Annotated in this window: 18 protein-coding genes; 11 read left to right on the forward strand and 7 right to left on the reverse strand. The window is 45.0% G+C overall.

All coding sequences use genetic code 11. The features are described from left to right. Positions 1-81: 81 nt before the first annotated feature. Complete coding sequence (locus AC5JPO_RS10230) at positions 82-681, reverse strand: YceI family protein (protein ID WP_443527000.1); 600 nt, start codon at positions 679-681, stop codon at positions 82-84. Positions 682-1,197: 516 nt separating this feature from the next. Here AC5JPO_RS10230 and AC5JPO_RS10235 point away from each other — a divergent pair. Then, the gene (locus tag AC5JPO_RS10235; protein WP_057761772.1) at positions 1,198-1,476 is read left to right on the forward strand and encodes a type B 50S ribosomal protein L31; all 279 of its coding nucleotides are present in this window, start codon (positions 1,198-1,200) and stop codon (positions 1,474-1,476) included. A 109-nt stretch (positions 1,477-1,585) separates the two neighbouring features. On the opposite strand, the gene AC5JPO_RS10240 is transcribed toward AC5JPO_RS10235, so the two are convergent. From AC5JPO_RS10240 to AC5JPO_RS10255, 4 genes are all read right to left on the reverse strand, one after another. Further along, on the reverse strand, positions 1,586-2,413 hold the full coding sequence (locus AC5JPO_RS10240; protein WP_443526999.1) for an SGNH/GDSL hydrolase family protein: 828 nt from the start codon (positions 2,411-2,413) through the stop codon (positions 1,586-1,588). Beyond that, positions 2,407-3,804 (reverse strand): nicotinate phosphoribosyltransferase, encoded by a 1,398-nt coding sequence (locus tag AC5JPO_RS10245; RefSeq protein WP_443526998.1) that lies wholly within the window; start codon positions 3,802-3,804, stop codon positions 2,407-2,409. Before AC5JPO_RS10245 ends, AC5JPO_RS10240 begins: the two co-directional genes overlap by 7 nt. A 194-nt stretch (positions 3,805-3,998) precedes the next feature. Continuing rightward, on the reverse strand, positions 3,999-5,066 hold the full coding sequence (locus tag AC5JPO_RS10250) for a bifunctional nicotinamide-nucleotide adenylyltransferase/Nudix hydroxylase (protein WP_443526997.1): 1,068 nt from the start codon (positions 5,064-5,066) through the stop codon (positions 3,999-4,001). A gap of 139 nt (positions 5,067-5,205) precedes the next feature. After that, a complete protein-coding gene (locus AC5JPO_RS10255; protein ID WP_443526996.1) occupies positions 5,206-6,195 on the reverse strand; it encodes an alpha/beta fold hydrolase in 990 nt (329 codons plus the stop codon). A gap of 628 nt (positions 6,196-6,823) precedes the next feature. On the opposite strand from AC5JPO_RS10255, the gene nfuA reads away from it, so the two are divergent. Further along, entirely contained in the window at positions 6,824-7,495 is a 672-nt protein-coding gene (gene nfuA / locus AC5JPO_RS10260; RefSeq protein ID WP_443526995.1) for a Fe-S biogenesis protein NfuA, read from the forward strand. 226 nt (positions 7,496-7,721) lie between these two features. Beyond that, positions 7,722-9,038: an O-acetylhomoserine aminocarboxypropyltransferase/cysteine synthase family protein gene (locus AC5JPO_RS10265; RefSeq protein ID WP_443526994.1), complete on the forward strand. Its 1,317-nt coding sequence runs from the start codon at positions 7,722-7,724 to the stop codon at positions 9,036-9,038. Between the two features lie 217 nt (positions 9,039-9,255). Here AC5JPO_RS10265 and AC5JPO_RS10270 read toward each other — a convergent pair whose 3' ends face one another. Together AC5JPO_RS10270 and rsmI are read right to left on the reverse strand one after the other, a co-directional pair. After that, a complete protein-coding gene (locus tag AC5JPO_RS10270) occupies positions 9,256-10,269 on the reverse strand; it encodes an adenosine kinase (RefSeq protein WP_443526993.1) in 1,014 nt (337 codons plus the stop codon). Positions 10,270-10,351: 82 nt separating this feature from the next. Further along, positions 10,352-11,308 carry a 16S rRNA (cytidine(1402)-2'-O)-methyltransferase gene (gene rsmI, locus AC5JPO_RS10275; protein WP_443526992.1) on the reverse strand — a complete coding sequence of 319 codons (957 nt, stop codon included), beginning with the start codon at positions 11,306-11,308 and terminating at the stop codon, positions 10,352-10,354. A gap of 134 nt (positions 11,309-11,442) precedes the next feature. Between rsmI and AC5JPO_RS10280 the strand changes: the two genes are divergently transcribed. The 8 genes from AC5JPO_RS10280 (at position 11,443) to hisC (ending at position 19,675) form a co-directional block, all read left to right on the forward strand. After that, positions 11,443-11,913, forward strand: a complete 471-nt coding sequence (locus AC5JPO_RS10280; RefSeq protein WP_443526991.1) for a YraN family protein — start codon at positions 11,443-11,445, stop codon at positions 11,911-11,913. Positions 11,914-12,159: 246 nt separating this feature from the next. Then, on the forward strand, positions 12,160-12,960 hold the full coding sequence (locus AC5JPO_RS10285; protein ID WP_443526990.1) for a BON domain-containing protein: 801 nt from the start codon (positions 12,160-12,162) through the stop codon (positions 12,958-12,960). A 356-nt stretch (positions 12,961-13,316) separates the two neighbouring features. Further along, positions 13,317-14,318 carry an alpha/beta hydrolase gene (locus tag AC5JPO_RS10290; RefSeq protein WP_443526989.1) on the forward strand — a complete coding sequence of 334 codons (1,002 nt, stop codon included), beginning with the start codon at positions 13,317-13,319 and terminating at the stop codon, positions 14,316-14,318. A 170-nt stretch (positions 14,319-14,488) separates the two neighbouring features. After that, positions 14,489-14,740: a BolA family protein gene (locus tag AC5JPO_RS10295; protein ID WP_058025509.1), complete on the forward strand. Its 252-nt coding sequence runs from the start codon at positions 14,489-14,491 to the stop codon at positions 14,738-14,740. A 111-nt stretch (positions 14,741-14,851) separates the two neighbouring features. Further along, entirely contained in the window at positions 14,852-16,120 is a 1,269-nt protein-coding gene (gene murA / locus AC5JPO_RS10300; protein ID WP_443526988.1) for a UDP-N-acetylglucosamine 1-carboxyvinyltransferase, read from the forward strand. A gap of 116 nt (positions 16,121-16,236) precedes the next feature. After that, a complete protein-coding gene (hisG, locus tag AC5JPO_RS10305; protein ID WP_319051004.1) occupies positions 16,237-16,929 on the forward strand; it encodes an ATP phosphoribosyltransferase in 693 nt (230 codons plus the stop codon). A gap of 250 nt (positions 16,930-17,179) precedes the next feature. Continuing rightward, a complete protein-coding gene (gene hisD / locus AC5JPO_RS10310; RefSeq protein ID WP_443526987.1) occupies positions 17,180-18,475 on the forward strand; it encodes a histidinol dehydrogenase in 1,296 nt (431 codons plus the stop codon). A gap of 75 nt (positions 18,476-18,550) precedes the next feature. Next, positions 18,551-19,675, forward strand: coding sequence for a histidinol-phosphate transaminase (gene hisC / locus AC5JPO_RS10315; protein WP_443526986.1), 1,125 nt, complete (start codon positions 18,551-18,553; stop codon positions 19,673-19,675). Positions 19,676-19,689: the final 14 nt, after the last annotated feature.

A 19,689-nucleotide genomic window follows, 5' to 3' on the forward strand; every position in this document is an offset into this window, starting at 1 on the left:
CTATATAGGTGCTGCTTTTTTGTTACCGTCGACTAAAAATTGATATTTAGGACGAACGTAGATATTCAGCAAAGTCTGTCTTTATTTTTTCTCTACCAGTTCACCGTCGATTTGGATAGGGACGTTGGTCGTAATACCGCTAGCGTAAGCAGTCATACCATAAGCGGCGCGATCGATCGTACCAGTAGCGCGAAAACCAGCAACGGGCTCTTTAGTCAGTGGGCTGTTATCGATTTTATTTAACGTAACATCCAGTGTCAGTGGCTTGGTCTGACCGAGTAAGGTAAAGTCACCGGTTACTTTGGCTTGCTGTGGGTTGATAAATTTAACTTGGGTCGATTTGAACGTCATAGTTGGGTACTTTTCGACATTAAAAAATTCATCGGTTTTTAGATGTTTATCACGAGCATCCCAATTGGTATCGATACTATCAGTTGCAATAGTAAATTCCATGCTGGCTTGATTTGGTGCTTTCATATCATAATTCACCGTGCCCTCGACATCACTAAAATGACCCATTGTGGTCGAGAATCCCATATGGCTCACAGAAAATCCAACACGAGTATGTGAATTATCTAATTCCCACTGAGTTGGTAGTGCCGCACTTGCCATAGTAGTGATAGCAAGCGCTGAGCTGACGAATAACGCTTTAGCAGTAGTTTTCATTGTCATATTTATCATTGAATAGTCCTTATTGAGTATTTGTTTTCCATGCTTGATTATAAATCTAAGCTTGTCTATAAATGAGTAGAGCGATACTTCCTGTAGACCTGATCAATATCGCATAGTTGTGTAGTTTAATATGCTAAGTATAAATGACATAGTCATAGCATATTTATTTAGATAAACTACAGTATTTTATACTACAGATTAATTTTACTAACTAAATAATTGTACTGAATTACATTGCTTATCTCAAGACCGTAGCTATATTATTGACAACTTATCACATATCTCTATCACAACTGCAGCTTGCGTCCGCGTCAAAAAAGCGTTAAAATCGCGGTTTAATTTTCCCGCTGGGGAAAGGCTAAGTGAGCAGAAGCGTGGTATTGGGTGCTGGAATAAGCCAGTGATGCAGTTGCCATACTTGTAATGTCCTTAGTGCCTCAGTTACGTATGTGTTCGCTTGTTTGAGACATCATTTATGATGTTGATTGACACTGCCCTACATACATCGGACCTAGAGAGTATATTATGCGTAAAGATATCCATCCTAACTATCAAGAAGTTTTATTCCACGACACTAACGCTGACGTGTTCTTTTTGACTCGCTCAACGGCTAAGACTAAAGCGACTCGTGAATACGAAGGTAAAGAATACCCATACTACCCACTTGATATCTCAAGTGCGTCGCATCCATTCTATACTGGTGAGCAACGTAAAACGTCTACTGAAGGCCGTGTTGCAAGCTTCAACAAACGCTTTGGTGCATTTGGTGGCCGTAGCAAGAAAGCTGCTGACGCTGCTGAGTAATTTACCCTTATGGTGTAAATATATACTGCCAAGCAATAAAAAACCGCTGACTATTCAGCGGTTTTTTTTGTTTTGAGTCTCTTGTTTTTAGGTGTGCTTAGTAGTCAGTCTAAGCGGTAGATGAGTCTAATAACTGAGTCATCGTCTCTACAATCTGCTGCGCCCAGTAGCCATACATCAGGCTACTGGGATGAAAGCCATCACTCGCGAACATCACAGCGATATCGATAGGGTCACCATTTGCATGCTCCTCTATCATACGGGCAAAGTCAGTTGCCATGTAGTGGACACCATTATGAGCTGCGCATACTTGCTGTAATATCTCATCAAGCAATGAGGCTTTTGCACCCACAAAATTATTGAGCGGGGCAGGGATTGCAGGCATTTGCGCCATTGGTGGTAAACTCAAAAATATTAACTCACGGACACCGAATTTACGCTGTGCAATATTAATAATGTCTTCGATCTGCTGCTGCCATTTTTGTACAGAGACATTAGAAGTCGTATCATTGACGCCGACACTCAACAACATCACATCAATAGGTTGCTCAGGAGCAGGTAAGACATACAATCTGCGCAAAATATCAAAACTGGTATGACCTGTGGTCGCCTGCAATGACCAATTAAGCTGAGCAAAGTTGGCCCGAATAACCTGATGCTGCTCCAATATCGGTATGAGTTTGCCAACCAGCGCCTCTTGCTGGGTTTGGCTGCCGACACCTGCTGCTGCCGAGTCACCGACGACCATTAGGTTAAGTGTAGTATTTATTTCAGATGACGACCCATCTGCTTTCGGCAATTTAACCATACCATGCCTTTCACCGTGTGGCTCAGGCAGACGAACCGTATCACGCTTGATTTTACGACCTTGATAAAAGTATACAGGGGCAAATAGTACGTCTTTTGCAACCGCTGTTAGTTTGTTGGTATCTACCATCCCGCACGTTCCCTAATAGTTGTCAGGCTATCTTCGATTAGTAGTTGACCGTCCACATAGACATCACGTAATAGGTTGTCAGCTGTGGCACTTATGTCTTGTTCTTTTATGGTTTCTATCTGACCGCTTTCGTTTTTTACTAGCGCCAGTCGCCCTTTTTTTGAGCGTTTTGAGCGGCTAGTGACAGGGTCTTTGTAAATGTCTTTCCATACGCCATTGATACAGATGGCGCTAGACTTCATTGCCCAGCTCATAGTGTCGCGATTGACTTGTTGTAGTAGACCGCCGCCCATACCAAAAGTCACGTTTTCGGCGCTAAAGCCTGCTTTCGTCACCACATCAATAATTTTGCTCAAGCTCTGGGCACTGATACCATCCCCTTGGATGATACGCACATAGTCGGGCAGTACTTTGTAGCCTTTGCTGTTTGTCGTCGTACCAAATTTCACAGCCAAACGCTCTAATGCTTCTCGAACGACTTTGGTCGGCTCACCGCTGTCTGGTCGAATGACTAAGGTGCCGCCCATATTTTTGACTTCATCCTTTAAGGTATCACCCCAGATATTGTCGATTGCATTCCACAAGTCATAGCTATCAGATACGACTGAGAACGCTTTATCTTCACCGCCGAACTGCTCAATCATGTTGTGAAAAGCAGCGGTCTCACCATCACGTCCCCATGCGGTCATCGTACTGTGCTCAGCCGCTGGGATAGAGAACGCAGGCATGTCATCACCCATCTGATACCAGCGACTGGCAGCAACCAATGCTGTCATCGAGTCCGTCCCAGCAAAGTTAACCAAATGTGCCAAACTACCCAGCGCAACGGTCTCTTGACTAGAGGCACCGCGTGCGCCAAAGTCATGCAAGCGAAACGGGAGCGACTCTGTGTTGTCCGCTGACTTTTCTAACGCTTGACGGATAATGTCTTTGCAGTAGCGAGAGACACTAGCAACCGTTGACGGGTACCAAATCGCGCGTAATAGTGCCGTTTCAATATAGCTGGGTAGCCAGTAAAACTCAGGGTCGGTATTGATAACCTGACAGACCACGTTAGACACAGGAACGATACTGCCTTCGGGGATGGCCTCGATACGCAGTGGCAAGTAGCCGTTGTGTTTTTCGATCAAGTGCTCCCAGCCAGCACGATTAAAGGTTAGCCCATGTGCTTGAATTACTTTTTCGGCTTCATCGATATCTTGATGGGTGATAGGGGTACTTAGGTATTCTTTGATAAAGGCTTGCAAGCCAAAAAACACCACATCGTAGTCACCTTTGCGCGCTTCAATGTAACTTGACAGATACTCACTACCGCTTGGGTATTGCACCCAATGTGAGGTCTTATAGCTGTCGCTGTTTAAGATTAAATTATTTAGATTGCTGGTGTACATCACAGAACTCCTCTGCTTTGAGATGCCGCAGCTGCTTTAATAAAAAAACAATTAGAAAGCAGTAGCGGCGGTTAAGTGCCGTCTATCGGCACTGGTATAAAATTTTGAGGACGAATGGTGCGCTCGCTAATGATGGTTGAATTAGCAGCTATTCTCTCAACCAGTCACTAAGACAAGCTATGTCTAAAAACAGGCTACAATCCAACCATCTTGGTAATAATCGCATAGTGGTCTTCAAACATCATCTTGGCATCAAGCTCAGCGAGTGGCAACCAAAATGCTTTGGTTGCATCATCGCCGCCTTTTACTTTTGGCAATCCTTTTGGATCGTTTTTGAGTTGAAAATAAAAGGCTTGGGTAATGGTGCGACCACGCGCTGATCGATACGGGTCGTCAAAGGTATGCTGACTGTGGCAAGAGCCGCGCAGTACAGGCTCAGGGACCTTGAGGCGTGTCTCTTCACGCAGCTCGCGGATACACGCATCGAATAGCGTCTCTTTTGGGTCCAAAAACCCGCCCGGCAGTGCCCAAAGCCCACGCCCTGGCATACTGCGCCGCTCAACCAGTAAGATATGTCCCGACTGTACAATCAGCGCGTCAGCCGTCATAAAGGTCGGCGGGTAGGGTGCTGACTCCCATTGTCTTTTGTATTTATCGATGAAGTCTGCTTCTTCGTGCAGCTGCTGATAGTCTTCGGTTTGCTTGAACTTGTCGAGGACGTTACGTGTCGACTCAGGCGTACGCTCGGGCGTCGGCGTAGCACCCATTAGGTAGCTGTCGCGAATCGGCGTGGCAGATAGGTTCTGATAATTGGGCACTGACACAGAGTCCCAGTTAGGGAATAGCGATAGGTAATACGATGAGCTGTCTTTTGAATGACCAATCAAGCCAATATCTGTCTGCAAGTCACCAGTGACAGATTTCACGCCTGCTTGGACATACTGGAGCCAGCGTGTGTCGTTATATAGTGCATCGTCTAGACCAACACAGTGGATACGTGCAGCATCCTCTGCTGAATAAGCGCCTTTGATCATTGCAGCACGCTCAGCGACGCTAAACGGATTACGTAAGCTGCGTGGTAGATTAGCAGAGCCAATCAGCATAATCACATCGTCTGAGCGTTTTAGTGCCTCATCAATAACGGCCTTGTGTCCAGCATGAAACGGCTGGAAACGTCCGATAAAAACCAAATAACGATAGTGTTTATTGCCTTTCTGATCCAGGTTTTGCTTATCTGACTGTTGCTCTGATAATTCACTCATAGACGCCAACTTCCTACGACTTATTTTTATTGATTAAAAATTGATGACGCTAATACTGACACAGCGCATGACTTTATGACAAGTGCAAAGATGTTTAGGGGTGTGTCGTTATCGATATCATCTAATCCGCATATTTGCTTTAACCTGAATGCTTCTCTATCCATGCTGTCACTGTTGGCCAAATCTCTGTGGCTGCGTTGCGACTGATCATAATGCGACTGTGTGTGTAGTCATCTAAATCGCCGTTACTGAGCGAGTATTCTCGAAAGACATTGTACGAATTTTTAAAACCATCAAAAAACAACTGGCAGCCGCGAGTAGGGGAGATAAAATTATCTCCTTTAGCACTGATAGAATAAATAGGGGTCGTGATTTGTGGCATATACTGTCGATAGTCGATAAAGTCGTTACTAGCGTTTTTTGAGTGGTGCATAGGCTCGTTCATACTGTCTGCATGCGCAGCGCCTTGGCTAAAACTTGCCGCATTCAAAAAGCTGCTTTTAAAGTTTTTGTGCAAATTCCAATCATACCACTGGGTCATCGTATGATAGCTTTCATTAAAGGGCCCCATGTTGAGTGATTTGGCAGGAATAAAACCAACTAGCCTGGTAACGAGTTTGGCGGCGAGAATTTTCGCGTAGCTTGTTGAATTTAGCGTCGCCCCAAAAGCTTGGCAGGCAAACATACTGATGCTGTTGACCTTATCGATATAGCTAGGGTTTTGGACAAGAAACATGGTCAAACCAACACCGCCACCGCTATGAGTAACGCAGTGTAGGTTATCAAGTTTTAATTCTTCAAAGAAATAACGAAAAGTCGCTTCGTAGTCGTAAGTGGCAACAGTTTCAAAGTTAAACGACTCTTTTGGCTGTGAGCTGTCACCATGACCACGCCATTCCATGATATAGCAATGATGTCCCAAACCCGCAAAATACTCAGCGATTTTTAGACAGGTTTGTTTGTCTGAAAACGTACCATGTGTCAAAAATACATTTTGTGCGGTAACGTCAGAACCAGTATTGGCTAAACCCTCTGTCGTAGTAGCGCTTGCTGCCGTATCGACCACCTTCCAAACGGCAATTTCTTCATCATCTTTGGTAGTTACTAAGTGCAACGTCCGTGTCATCATAAAAGTGATCCTATCTTAAGCATACGCACGACTGATATACCGCCATCCATGGCTCATAAAAACAGCGCATCAAATGGTTAATAGTACGTCAAAACTAAATTATTTGCTCGGTATAGACTTAATCATTGCGGCGTATGCATTAATTTATTTGCAGGGTAGTTTAATTGATTTATAGAGCAGTGATGAAAACCATACCGATGATTGTATAGCAATGTAGAGTGACAAGAATAAAACCTGTGACCTGCTAGAAAAGCAATGAGTGCTTGATAAGTGACCAGTCTGTCTTTATATATAGGGTAGCGTCTAGATCAGCGTACTAACATGACCCCAATGGATTGTTTTTGCTATTAAAAAAATCAATGTCAACCATTTGTCGTGGTCACTGTCCAATTCACAGTAGCACAGTCGGAATTGTGACTTGTTTCAGGTATAATGACCACCATAAACGGATTGAATTTCACAAACATTGTGGTCCTTTCATAAATATGGTGATCAGTGTCATACAATAATAAACCTCAGTCACTGATGACTTACCAACCAACATAAATGCTAGACATTAAAAATTCAAATTCACGACACAGTAGCCATAATAGATATCGCATTTGTGTCATAACGCATAGGAAATATTATGAGTGAGCTAAACCAACCAGATCAGTCTACCGATTACGAATCAGCATTAGATACCGAGCAAGCTGAAGCGAAAAGTAACATTACGATCACTGAGTCTGCTCAAGGATACTTGGCAGATTTGTTATCCAAGCAGGATACCGATGGTATTGGTGTACGCATCTTTGTTGAGCATCCTGGCACGCCGCGTGCAGAGTGCTGCATGGCTTATAACCAGCCGGGCGAAGAAGACAGCGCTGACTTGCGTTTTACTTACGATGACTTTTCTGCCTTTATTGAGGCGGCGTCAGTACCTTATCTAGAAGATGCGGTCATTGATTACAATAAAGACCGTTTTGGTGGTCAGCTGACTTTCCGCGCGCCAAACTCCAAGGTACCTAAAGTAGGCGCTGATGCTAGCGTCGAAGAGCGCATCAACTATGTACTACAGTCTGAGATTAACCCAGGGTTGGCGGCTCATGGTGGTGATGTACAATTGCTTGAGTTGATTGACGAAGAAGGCATTGGTCTGACGGCGGTATTGAAATTCGGCGGTGGTTGTCAAGGGTGCTCGGCTGTTGATATGACACTGCGTCAAGGCGTTGAAGTGCAGCTCAAGCAGCAAATACCAGAGCTGACGCAAGTGGTTGATGATACTGACCACACGCGCACAGAGAACGCTTATTATAAATAAAAGCTTGTCAACCATATAAAATCTGAATGGTCAAACAATAGCTTTAGTATTATATTTAATAAAAAAGTCGAGTTCTAATGAACTTGGCTTTTTTTATTGATATGATTTGGTAGATAGCTTTTTAAGACCGTATTGAAACGCTGACTTTCGAGCAGTAGTTTTTAATCAGTCATTGTTAAACATTAACTTTTGATCTATACATTTTATGCACACAAGGGAATGTACTATGAGCGACGAACAAGCAGTCCAGCAGCAAGACCTAGAGAGCAACCAGCGTCTGGAGACGCTAGCCATTCATGCTGGCTATAGTGTTGAACAAACAACCAAGGCCGTAGCCGTACCTATCTATCACACCAGCTCATACGCGTTTGATAATACGCAGCATGGTGCTGATCTTTTTGATCTCAAAGTCGCTGGAAATATTTATACGCGTATCATGAATCCGACCAACGCGGTGCTAGAAGAGCGTGTTGCAGCGCTTGAAGGTGGTATCGGTGCGCTTGCAGTCGCTTCTGGTATGGCAGCCATCACTTATGCCATTCAGACTATCTGTGAAGCAGGTGACAATATTGTCGCTGTATCGACGCTATATGGCGGTACTTACAATCTGTTTGCGCACGCACTGCCGCGTCAGGGTATCGAGGTGCGGTTTTTTGATCACAAAGACCCAGAAGCGATTCGGGGTTTGATCGATGATAAGACCAAGATGGTGTTTGCAGAGAGTATCGGTAACCCCCTAGGTAATATCGTAGATATTCAGGCGCTCAGTGATATCGCTCATGAATATGGTGTGCCAGTGGTGATTGATAATACAGTGGCAACGCCTGCGCTATGTCGCCCGTTTGAGTTTGGGGCAGATATTGTGATTCATTCATTGACCAAATATATGAGTGGTACAGGAACATCAATTGGTGGTGCAATTGTCGATAGCGGTACGTTTGCTTGGGGCGACTACCCAGAGCGTTTTCCGTTGTTGAACACCCCAGACCATAGCTATCATGGCGTGAATTTTGTAAAAGACGTGGGCGCACCTGCCTTTATCGCTCGCGCACGTGTCGCGCCATTGCGCAATACGGGCGCCGCGCTTAGCCCACTGAACGCATTTAGTATCTTACAAGGAATGCAGACGTTGAGTCTGCGCATGGAGCGTCATGTACAGAATGCACAAGCTGCCGCAGAATATTTGCGTGATCATGACAAAGTCGCTTGGGTGAAGTACGCAGGTCTGTCTGATCATCCTGAACATGAGCTTGCTAAAAAATATATGAATGGCACACCTTCTGCTATTTTGACCTTTGGGGTAAAAGGCGGTCTTGAAGCAGGCGCGCGTTTTATCGATGCGTTACAGCTGATTACTCGATTAGTCAATATTGGCGACGCCAAATCACTGGCCTGTCATCCAGCAACGACGACTCATCGTCAGTTGAATGGACAAGAGCTTGAGCAAGCTGGCGTGAGTGAAGATATGGTGCGATTGTCGATTGGTATTGAGCATATTGAAGACATCAAAGCGGATCTTGCACAGGCACTGGCTGCTGCATAACATCAGCAACTGCTTGCTTTTTTAAGCAACATAGAAGCAAAAGCAACGTAATTGAATGGTGCTCATTCAAATACAAAAAAGCCCATATCTGTCTGATATGGGCTTTTTTATGTAAATATGTTCAGTGATAAAGTAGAGATGATCAGCTTAGATATACAAAGGCGTGCGCCTGACACTGTATTTTATCAATATAAGGCTGGCTATTATATGCGCTGAACTAAAGTATACGCTGCGCGATGTCTCGATAATCTTGCGAGGTCAGGCGTGGTCCAAACTGTTGAATCACTTGCGCTGATATCTCGCTGGCAAGACGTCCGCATTCTGGTAAGCTAAATTGTTGCGATAAGGCATATAAGAAAGCACCAGCATAGTTATCACCTGCGCCATTGGTATCGATAACATTAGCCACTACTGGCGTTGCAACGTCATAAACCTCAATCTCTGCCTCGTCATTTGGTTTGTGCACGATAATGGCGCCATTAGCACCATCAGTCACAACCGCTGTCTGACAGTACTCAAGTAGGGCACGCGCTGCTGCTTTGACTTGCTTTTTATCTGTAAATAGCTTGGCTTCTTCACTGTTGCAGAATATCACCGCGACTTTATTACCTAGCATATTGAGTAGGCCTTCTTTGGCAAACTTCACCACGGCAGGATCAGCAAAACTCACCGCGATTTTTGCATTATGAATACCTGCTTGCTGACGCAGCTGCGTCATCGCTGGCTGAATGCTCTCAGACATCGCTAGATATCCTTCGAGGTATAGCCAATCCGCTTGCGTCAAGGCATCGAAGTCGACGTTGTCCGCAGCGATCTCGCTTGAGGTGCCAAGATAGGTTTGCATAGTACGCTCACCGTCTTCTGTGACAGCGACCACACATGAGCCAGTCACACCGCCTGCATGGATAGATTTTTTTGAAGTGGAGACGCCTGCTTCGTGCAAATCTCTAAGGTAAAATGCGCCTTGATCGTCATCACCCACGCGGCAGGCATAGAACGGTTTGCCGCCTAGGCTTGCAAAGGCATACATCGTATTGGCTGCTGAACCGCCGCCCGCCTGCTTTGACGGGGCAATGTTGGCAAGCTGGAAGTATGCTAGGAGCTGCTGTTGCTCTTCAAATTCTGCTAGGGTCATATTGCCTTTAGTCAGCTCGGTTTCTTCTAGTGCGGCATCTGATAACACATACTCGTGATCAACCAACGCATTACCTATTGCCATTACGTCGTACATTGCTTACCTCTCTTTAATATGTTTATAACTATGATCGATTTATTACTATGAATTGTATCGTTGAAATTATTCAGCCTATGACTTATTCAGCTTGTAATTCTAGCAAACGCTGATAGAGCGCATTCTTTTTTACCCCAGTGATGTCAGCCGCCAACGCTGCCGCTTTTTTGACTGACAGATCCTCTAGTAACCGCTGCAGTAACTTATCATGAGTACTGATGTCGTCGCTATCTTTTGCTACGTTGACACCCGCAACGACCACGACGATCTCACCGCGTTGTTGATTGTCATCCGCTTTGACAAACTCGACCAACTCGCCAAGGGTGCTTTTGTGTACCGTTTCAAAGGTTTTGGTCAATTCACGACAAAACGTCACCGCGCGATCGGCTCCAAATATCGTTGCCATATCTTCTAGGCTAGATACGATGCGATGCGGTGCTTCATAAAAGATTAAAGTTTCGGTACGTGATACCAGTGCACTCAGTTGTTTTTGACGGCCGTGGGTCTTGGCAGGCAAAAACCCAATAAAGCTAAATCGATCCGATGGCAGACCTGCTACTGACAAGGCACCAATGGCAGCGGATGCACCAACGATAGGTGATACGGTCACGCCCGCATCATGCGCCGCTTGCACCAGCTGATAGCCTGGATCACTAACCAGTGGCGTACCTGCGTCACTAATAAGGGCAACCGAATGACCTTGTTCAATCATCTCAATAATCTTAGGCGTTTGAATCGCGCTATTATGCTCGTGATAGGCCCATAGCTTATTGTGACCTTTTTGCTTGGTGGTCGTGTCATCACTGTCAGCGTTACTTTTAGCAGTATGAGTCTCAGTGTCTTTTGCCTCGTCAGCTTTATTGCCTTTGGTATCAATACCGAAATGCGATAACAGCTTACCTGAGGTGCGTGTGTCTTCACAGGCAATAATAGCGACTTGTTTTAACACATCAATGGCGTGTGGGGTCATGTCAGTCAAGTTACCAATCGGCGTGGCAACGATATAGAGACAAGCCGGCATCGTAGTGAGAGTAGACATGAAAACCTCGGGTCGTTAAAAAGTAATAGTGCGCCATTATGCACAGTCGCTATTTATGGCGCGCTTCAATCAAATAATGAATGAACAAACGTATAGATATCGAGAGTGGGCGGCGCAGAAGTGGCTAGTTTAGCATGTTGTGCTATGATAATTCTCAAATGTTGATTAGACACATTACTCTTATGACCAATCATAAACCGTTGATGCTCACCTCGCCAAGACAACGACAAGGAAGTTGGTTTGAGCAGCGTGCCTGTGAGTTTTTGCAAGAGCAGGGGATGGACTTACTTGCACAGAATTGGCAGCAGCCAGCGGTAGGTGAGCTGGATCTGGTTATGATAGAGGCAGGATCTGCATGGTCGACGCTGGTATTTGTGGAAGTTCGTCAACGCAAGCGCTCGGTTTATGGCGATGCAGCACTCAGTGTGACGCCCAGTAAACAACGCAAAGTGATCAAAACAGCGCAATGTTTTTTGCAGCAGCACCCTGAGTATAGCCATTATGATTGCCGATTTGATGTTATTGCTTATAATACGGTAAAAGAAGATCGTACAAACAGCCAACCTGAGTGGTTAAAAGGCGCTTTTGCGGCTACTGCATGGTAGTTAAGCATAAGCATACAAGCGCTGAATATAAGGCTAGATAATCATAAGCCCAGAGTTTACTGAGCTTGGGCCGTATTTTACGAGCAATACTCGTTACTAAAAACCTAACCGCTCATCATTAAAATTAAGTAAAGTAGCTATGTTAAGTAGGGTAGCTTAAGTAGGGTGCCTACTGAAAAAATTTAGCACATCACCATTAAATATAAATTTATTGAATTTATACCATCAGGTTCTAAGAGGTAAGTAATGACACGGATGCATTTGCGCACGGCTATTTTTGGTTCCTCACGTCGTATCACGACAGGTATTATGGTTGCTGCCTGTGTTGCTAGTACGGGCTGTGCCACAAACTATCTGACCAACAGTACAGAGGGGACCTATGGTGTACCAATGACTGAGCGCACGATTCCGCAGCGGCTACTCGATCGTAGTATCGAACACACCGCCAAGATCAATGTCTATGGTCTAAAAGAAGACTTGCAGCAGAGCAGTCGTATGGGTATCGATAGCTTTAACAGTGAAGTGCTCCTCACGGGTGAAGTACCTACTGAAGCGCTCAAAGTAGAAGTAGAAAAAGTCATCAGCTCTATGCCAGATGTGCGCCGTGTCTATAACGAGATGGAAGTAAGTGCGTCAAAGGGCTACAGCTCAACTGTGCATGATGGTTACATCACCTCAAAGCTACTGGCAAAGGTAGCTGCTAGTGATGGCGTGAAAGCATCGCAGATCAAAGCCGTTACCAATAATGGTGTGGTGTATATCATGGGGCGGATGACACCCACTCAGCAGAGCCATCTGATCGATATTGCCAACAGCACGGTTGGTGTCACCGAACTTGTATTGCTAACGACGGTAGTCGACAACACAGGCGTAAAAATAAATAATGACGATATTATGTATGAAAACAACCTAGCCAATCCTACTACCACACCAGTGATTGTAGATACGGCGGTCAGCACGGCAACGCCTATAGTCGTCACAGAAGATGGGAATACTGTTACTCAACCCTCATCGAGTCCTTATATTGAGCTCTATAAAGAACCATAAAGTATCTCAGCTAATGCGCGACATTTTACCGCATGCTGTTCAGTCATAGCGATGAGTGGCTAAAAACGAACAGATAAAAACAGGTTGTCTGTATCTGTTTTCAATAGCTCTATGTATTGCTGATAACTTCGTATTGCTAATAGATTTTTTAATTTAATCACAATAAGCCTAAATAGAGATAACAGTAAGAGCACGAGAAATATTGGGTCAGTAGGTACTATATTCATAGTAAAAAGTAGCACAGACAGCATATTGGTCGCTGATATATTTAAGTAGCAACGCATTTTTAGACAATGGATAAAACAATAGCTGCAATGACGTTACGCATTATTAATAAATATAATAGGATACTGGCAATGAAGGATTCAAAAAACCACACACAACAGAGTGATAGCACCAGTAGAGATACGTTCAGTGATACAGGTACGTATGGTCATGTCGCTAGCAACAAAGGTCGCACGCTAAAATTCGGTGGGGCGATGATAGTAGTGTTCGGTAGTATTGCGCTAGCCACACAAAATGCACAGGCATTTTCACCGCTGGCTATCGTCAACGGCATTACCTCTAGTGGCGGTGTCAGTGTTAGCAAAGACATCTTATATGGTGATCAGCCATTACAAGACTTGGATATTTATTATCCTAAGCCTTTGGCAAAGGCCATGAAAGAACAAAGCACTATTAGCAATAACTACCCTATGGTGGTGTTTGTGCATGGTGGTTCATGGGAGAGTGGCAACAAAGAGCAATATGCCTTTGTCGGTCAAAGCTTGGCGCAAGCAGGCTATGTCACCGCAGTAATTAATTACCGCAAAGCCCCTGAGCATGTTTATCCTGATTATGTCAAAGATGCAGCCCAAGCAATTGCTTGGAGTGTAAAAAACGCCGAAAGCTTACATGCTGATCCATCACGTGTCGCTGTCATGGGTCACTCTGCTGGCGCGTTCAATGCGGTTGCCGCCATTGCCAATGAAGACTTCTTGGCACCTTACGGTATGAAGCCCACAGACATAGCAGCGGTGGTTGGTATTGCAGGTCCTTATAGCTATGACTTTCGTAAATTCGATAGTGCGACAGCCTTTGCTCCAGATGCCACACCAGATCAAGTGATGCCGGATCGTCAGATTAAAGGTGCTCAGCCGCCATATCTGTTATTGACAGCAGAAAAAGACAAAATAGTCTATGAAAGCAATACGACCAAGATGACAGCAGCACTCAAAGAAGCAGGTGTCACGGTCGAGACTGGTGAAATCGAAGGCGCAAGTCATGCCACCAGTATTGGCGCAATGGCGCCGCCGCTGCGCTGGGTCAATGATGTGCGTGCGCAAGTGTTAGCGTATTTAGACGAAACGCTCAAATAGTCTATATAGACGCAGTCGGTGTCAATAGTTACGTGCAACCTCATCTCTATTGTCTTGCTCGAGCACTGCAATGTACTTGAGCAAGACAGTGCTGTAAGACAGGCAAACTCTTGTTATAATGTCACCACTTTAAATCTACACCCTATTCTAAATTTTAAGGCAGAATATTTATGAGCATGAACGCTGACGATTTGATCGCATTTTTACAGACTCACTTCCCAGACGCTTTTATTCAAGCTGCCAACCAAGGTAATAAGTTTGATGTACGCGTGGTTGATGCCAGCTTTGAAGGCAAACGTGCAGTTCAACGCCAGCAAGCTATCTATGCGCTAGTCAATGATAAGATTGCGAGTGGCGATATTCATGCCCTCAATATCCAAGCGCTAACGCCTGCTGAGTGGGACGCTCAGTCAAAAGGCTAATTAAATAGCTGTATACATGACCAAGTATTATAGAATGCATCTTTTTAATAGACGCTTTTCATAAATTTGGTTTTCATAATTTCTTATACTCATTGCTAGGTTGTCACCTTTATGGATCAATTTTTAATCACTGGTAGTAGTCGTATCGCAGGGGAAGTCACTATCTCAGGCGCCAAAAATGCCGCTTTGCCGTTACTTGCTGCTATGATACTGGCTGAGACGCCAACGACATTGCATAATGTACCGTCACTAAAAGACGTGCGAACATTGATTGAATTGATCGGTGGTATGGGTATCGATATCCAAAAGCAGGATGATACCGTCACTTGCGATACAAAAAGCATTGATAACTTTTATGCGCCGTATGACTTAGTAAAAACCATGCGTGCCTCGATACTGGTGTTAGGTCCATTGCTGGCACGGTTTGGTGAAGCCGAAGTATCACTGCCAGGTGGCTGCGCGATTGGCTCACGTCCTGTTGATCAGCATCTAAAAGCATTTGAAGCGATGGGTGCAGTAATCAGTGTAGAAAACGGTTATGTAAAAGCACAAGCACCTAAAGGCGGCAAGCTTTTGGGCTGTAACTTCTCATTTGACATGGTTACCGTTGGTGGTACTGAGAACGTCATCATGGCAGCGGCACTGGCCAACGGCACAACAGTGCTAGGCAACTGTGCGTTAGAGCCAGAAGTGGTTGATTTGGCCAATATGCTGGTCGCTATGGGCGCTAAGATTAGCGGTATCGGTACTTCAACCATGACCATCGAAGGCGTTGAGCGCCTGCACGGTTGTGAGTATTCAGTCGTACCTGATCGCATTGAGACCGGCTCATACCTTGCTGGTGCGTTAATGACGCGTGGTGATGTATTGACTAAAAATACTACAGCGTCGTTATTACATCCTGTACTTGAGAAGTTTGAAGCGATGGGCGCAGTGATTACGACAGGTGATGACTGGATTCGCGCGCAGATGAAAGGCCGTCCAAAGCCGGTCGATATTCGCACTCAGCCACATCCAGGTTTTCCAACAGATATGCAAGCCCAGTTGATGGCGATTTGCTGTCTGGCTGATGGTACCAGCACCATTATCGAAAACATTTTTGAGAACCGCTACATGCATGTACCTGAGCTTAATCGCTTGGGTGCGTCTATCCAAGTTGATGGTCATACTGCAGTGATAAGAGGTGTCGAGAACTTCACTGCGGCGCCTGTTATGGCAACAGATTTACGTGCTTCTATGTCACTTGTGATGGCGGCTGCAACTGCAGAAGGCGAGAGCTTAATCGACCGTATTTATCATATTGATCGCGGTTATGAGCATGTCGAAGAAAAGCTACGTAGCCTGGGTGTCAATATTCAGCGTGTGAATACCAACGATTAGTATCACTAGATTGATGCTAACTTTTGGGCACATTACGCTATAAATCAAAACCTCCTTACCTTCTTACTACTTTTAATTGGGGGGAGGTATCAACCGTACATGGACATGATGTCATTATGACTGAGACAAGCAAACCTTTACCAGCCAGTGGTTTATTAAACGAAGTAAACGATGAGTTTTCAGGTCTAACCTTAGCGTTGTCAAAAGGCCGTATTCTAGAAGAAACTATGCCACTGTTACGTGCAGCTGGCGTTGACTTACTAGAAGACCCTGAAGCCTCTCGCAAACTTATTTTTCCGACATCAAACCCAAATGTGCGTGTATTAATTTTGCGTGCCAGTGACGTGCCGACCTATGTCGAGCACGGGGCAGCTGATTTTGGTGTGGCGGGTAAAGACGTGTTGCTTGAGCATGGTGCCAATCATGTTTATGAGCTACTTGATCTAAAAATTGCTCAGTGCAAGCTGATGACTGCTGGTGTGAAAGATGCGCCACTACCCAATCGTCGCCTACGCATCGCGACCAAATATGTGAATGTGGCGCGCGCTTATTTTGCAAGCCAAGGTCAGCAAGTCGATGTCATCAAGCTGTATGGCTCGATGGAGCTTGCACCGTTGGTGGGTCTGGGTGATTTGATTGTTGATGTGGTAGATACTGGTAATACGCTACGTGCGAATGGGCTCGAAGCCCGCGACCATATCTGTGATGTCTCATCACGTCTTATTGTTAATCAGGTCAGCTACAAGCGCAAATTTGCCCTGCTAGAACCAATTTTAGATAGCTTTAAAGACAGTATTGCAAATGCCTAATAGACCGGTGTTGATCATTGGTAATATAAAGCACGGTTATACGAATTTTTAAACCAGTTTGGCGCTCTATGATAGATATAGCGTGCTAAACTGGTTTTGTTGTCTTGGCTTGCCAAAAAATAAAATATAAGTAAACTCTACATTAGAAGACAGCGAATAAGCCATAATTTTATAAAAATTAAGCATACATTAGTTATGTTTACCTCATTTATTTTTAGAAGTATTTTATGCTCAGATATAGGATTAGGTCATGCGCCAGTTAAGTACCCAAGATGCCGATTTTGATAGTCAGTTGACACAATTGCTTGCTTTTGAAACGGTTAACGACTCTGAATTATTACATACCGTTGATGACATCATCGCACAAGTACGTGCTGATGGCGATAACGTCGTGTTGGCGTTGACCCAGAAATTTGATCATCACCCAGCAACAGCGATGCAAGAGTTAGAGCTTTCTAAAGAATCGCTGGCTGAGGCATTTGCCAGCCTAGATGATAAAGTAAAGGCAGCACTGACTACAGCTGCGACTCGAGTGCAGACATTTCATGAGCGTCAAGTACAAGAAACGTGGCAGTATGAGGATGAGCTGGGTAACCGTTTGGGCCAGAAGGTTACGTCACTTGATCGTGTTGGCATTTATGTCCCAGGTGGCTTGGCCTCTTATCCTTCGTCGGTATTGATGAATGCTATCCCTGCCAAGGTCGCTGGCGTCAAAGAAGTTATCATGGTCGTGCCAGCACCCAAAGGCGTGCTTAATCCTCTAGTGTTGGCGGCGGCACATTTGTCACAAGTTGACCGTGTTTTTACTATTGGTGGCGCACAAGCGGTAGCAGCGTTGGCTTACGGTACCCAAACCATTCCAGCCGTGGACAAAATCACAGGACCTGGTAATAAATATGTCGCAGCAGCCAAACGCGCGGTATTTGGTCAGGTGGGTATTGATATGATTGCTGGGCCCTCAGAGGTGCTGGTATACGCAGAGGGTGAAGCACAAGATCGTGCCGATTGGCTGGCGATGGATTTATTGTCACAAGCAGAGCATGATCGCATTGCTCAAGCTATCTTTGTGACCACTAGCGAAGATCAGCTTAAAGAAGTGGCAATGGAGATCGAAAAAGCACTGGCTGAGCTGCCAAAAGCAGATATCGCACGCGATTCGTTGCAGAACCGCGGTGCGCTTATTTTAGTAAAAGACCGTAGTGAAGGCATGGCACTGATCAATCGTATTGCTCCTGAGCATTTGGAGCTCTCTGTTGATAACCCTGATGCGCTATTAGATAATATTCGTCATGCCGGTGCTATCTTTATGGGACGTCACACGCCTGAGGCTATCGGAGATTATTGTGCAGGTCCGAACCATGTGTTACCGACGTCTGGTACAGCGCGTTTTTCTTCGCCGTTAGGTGTCTATGACTTTCAAAAGAAATCATCTATTATTTATTGTACCCAAGCTGGCAGCAAGCCATTGGCTGAGACGGCTGATATTTTAGCGCAGCGTGAGGACTTAGAAGCCCATGCACGCTCAGCACGTTATCGTTACCAGTAAAATATATTTGAGCGTTTTCTTATTTACTTTTAATATGTATTTAATAGTCTGTCTGACTAATTAGCAGGATAATTTATGAGTGAGTCAAAGATAGATACCAGACTTTGGTCATCTAAAGCACGCAATTTGTCACCTTACGTACCGGGCGAGCAGCCACAGCATGACAATTTGTGCAAACTGAACACCAATGAAAACCCGTTTCCACCGTCGCCAAAAGTAGGAGAGGCAATTGCCAAGGTATTGACGCAGCAAGCAGAAGAGCTGCGCTTGTATCCAGCGCCCGAGTCTAATGATTTGCGTGCGGCATTGGCACAGTCATATGATCTAGATATCAACCAAGTGTTTGTTGGTAATGGTTCAGATGAGGTGTTGGCACTTATATTTGCCAGCTTCTTCCTAAAAGAGCGTCCACTGTTGTCACCTGATATCAGCTATAGCTTTTATCCTGTCTATGCACAGACCTTTGGTGTACATCTTGTTAAGATACCCCTAGAAGAAGATTTTAGTATCGACCCTGATGCGTACCGCCAGCCTTGTAGCGGTATCATCATCGCCAACCCGAATGCACCAACTGGTTTGCTATTATCGCTTGCTGATATTCGTAAGCTTGCCAGCGAACACTCCAATGCCGTCATTGTCATCGATGAGGCTTATATTGATTTTTCTCAGAGAGAGTCAGAGACTCAAGTATCAGCAGTAAGTCTGATCAATGAATGTGACAATATCATCGTGACACAAACCTTCTCAAAGTCACGCTCATTAGCTGGTTTACGTGTCGGCATGGCTTTTGCCAATGCGTCATTGATTGAAGCATTGACGCGTATGAAGAACAGTTTTAATAGTTATCCGTTAGATAAGCTGGCACAAGCTGGAGCGACGGCGAGTGTGCTAGACGTGGACTACTTCGAGCAGACTCGTCAACAAGTCATCGACCTGCGTACGTCATTGACAGAAGCGCTGATAGCATTGGGCTATGACGTATTGCCGTCACATGCCAACTTTGTCTTTGTCCGCCCAAAAGGCGGTGATGCTAGTGGAGTGGCAAGTGCGTTACGTGAGCAAGGAATTATCGTTCGTCATTTTGACAAACCGCGTATCAATGAGTACTTGCGTATTACAATTGGTACAGCAGAGCAGAACAGCCGTTTGATTGAGGCTTTGACAGTGTTGCATGCCGATAACAGCGTTACTAGTGATTAATACAGTGTTTTCAA

The sequence above is a fragment of the Psychrobacter sp. H25 genome (assembly GCF_059076335.1).

Coding starts and splice junctions, on each gene's coding strand:
- AC5JPO_RS10250 (WP_443526997.1), bottom strand. CDS start 5,066: ATGAGTGAATTATCAGAGCAACAGTCAGATAAGCAAAACCTGGATCAG.
- AC5JPO_RS10255 (WP_443526996.1), bottom strand. CDS start 6,195: ATGATGACACGGACGTTGCACTTAGTAACTACCAAAGATGATGAAGAA.
- AC5JPO_RS10235 (WP_057761772.1), top strand. CDS start 1,198: ATGCGTAAAGATATCCATCCTAACTATCAAGAAGTTTTATTCCACGAC.
- AC5JPO_RS10270 (WP_443526993.1), bottom strand. CDS start 10,269: ATGTACGACGTAATGGCAATAGGTAATGCGTTGGTTGATCACGAGTAT.
- AC5JPO_RS10240 (WP_443526999.1), bottom strand. CDS start 2,413: ATGGTAGATACCAACAAACTAACAGCGGTTGCAAAAGACGTACTATTT.
- AC5JPO_RS10245 (WP_443526998.1), bottom strand. CDS start 3,804: ATGTACACCAGCAATCTAAATAATTTAATCTTAAACAGCGACAGCTAT.
- AC5JPO_RS10295 (WP_058025509.1), top strand. CDS start 14,489: ATGAGCATGAACGCTGACGATTTGATCGCATTTTTACAGACTCACTTC.
- nfuA (WP_443526995.1), top strand. CDS start 6,824: ATGAGTGAGCTAAACCAACCAGATCAGTCTACCGATTACGAATCAGCA.
- hisG (WP_319051004.1), top strand. CDS start 16,237: ATGACTGAGACAAGCAAACCTTTACCAGCCAGTGGTTTATTAAACGAA.
- hisD (WP_443526987.1), top strand. CDS start 17,180: ATGCGCCAGTTAAGTACCCAAGATGCCGATTTTGATAGTCAGTTGACA.
- AC5JPO_RS10265 (WP_443526994.1), top strand. CDS start 7,722: ATGAGCGACGAACAAGCAGTCCAGCAGCAAGACCTAGAGAGCAACCAG.
- AC5JPO_RS10285 (WP_443526990.1), top strand. CDS start 12,160: ATGACACGGATGCATTTGCGCACGGCTATTTTTGGTTCCTCACGTCGT.
- hisC (WP_443526986.1), top strand. CDS start 18,551: ATGAGTGAGTCAAAGATAGATACCAGACTTTGGTCATCTAAAGCACGC.
- AC5JPO_RS10290 (WP_443526989.1), top strand. CDS start 13,317: ATGAAGGATTCAAAAAACCACACACAACAGAGTGATAGCACCAGTAGA.
- AC5JPO_RS10230 (WP_443527000.1), bottom strand. CDS start 681: ATGATAAATATGACAATGAAAACTACTGCTAAAGCGTTATTCGTCAGC.
- murA (WP_443526988.1), top strand. CDS start 14,852: ATGGATCAATTTTTAATCACTGGTAGTAGTCGTATCGCAGGGGAAGTC.
- AC5JPO_RS10280 (WP_443526991.1), top strand. CDS start 11,443: ATGTTGTGCTATGATAATTCTCAAATGTTGATTAGACACATTACTCTT.
- rsmI (WP_443526992.1), bottom strand. CDS start 11,308: ATGTCTACTCTCACTACGATGCCGGCTTGTCTCTATATCGTTGCCACG.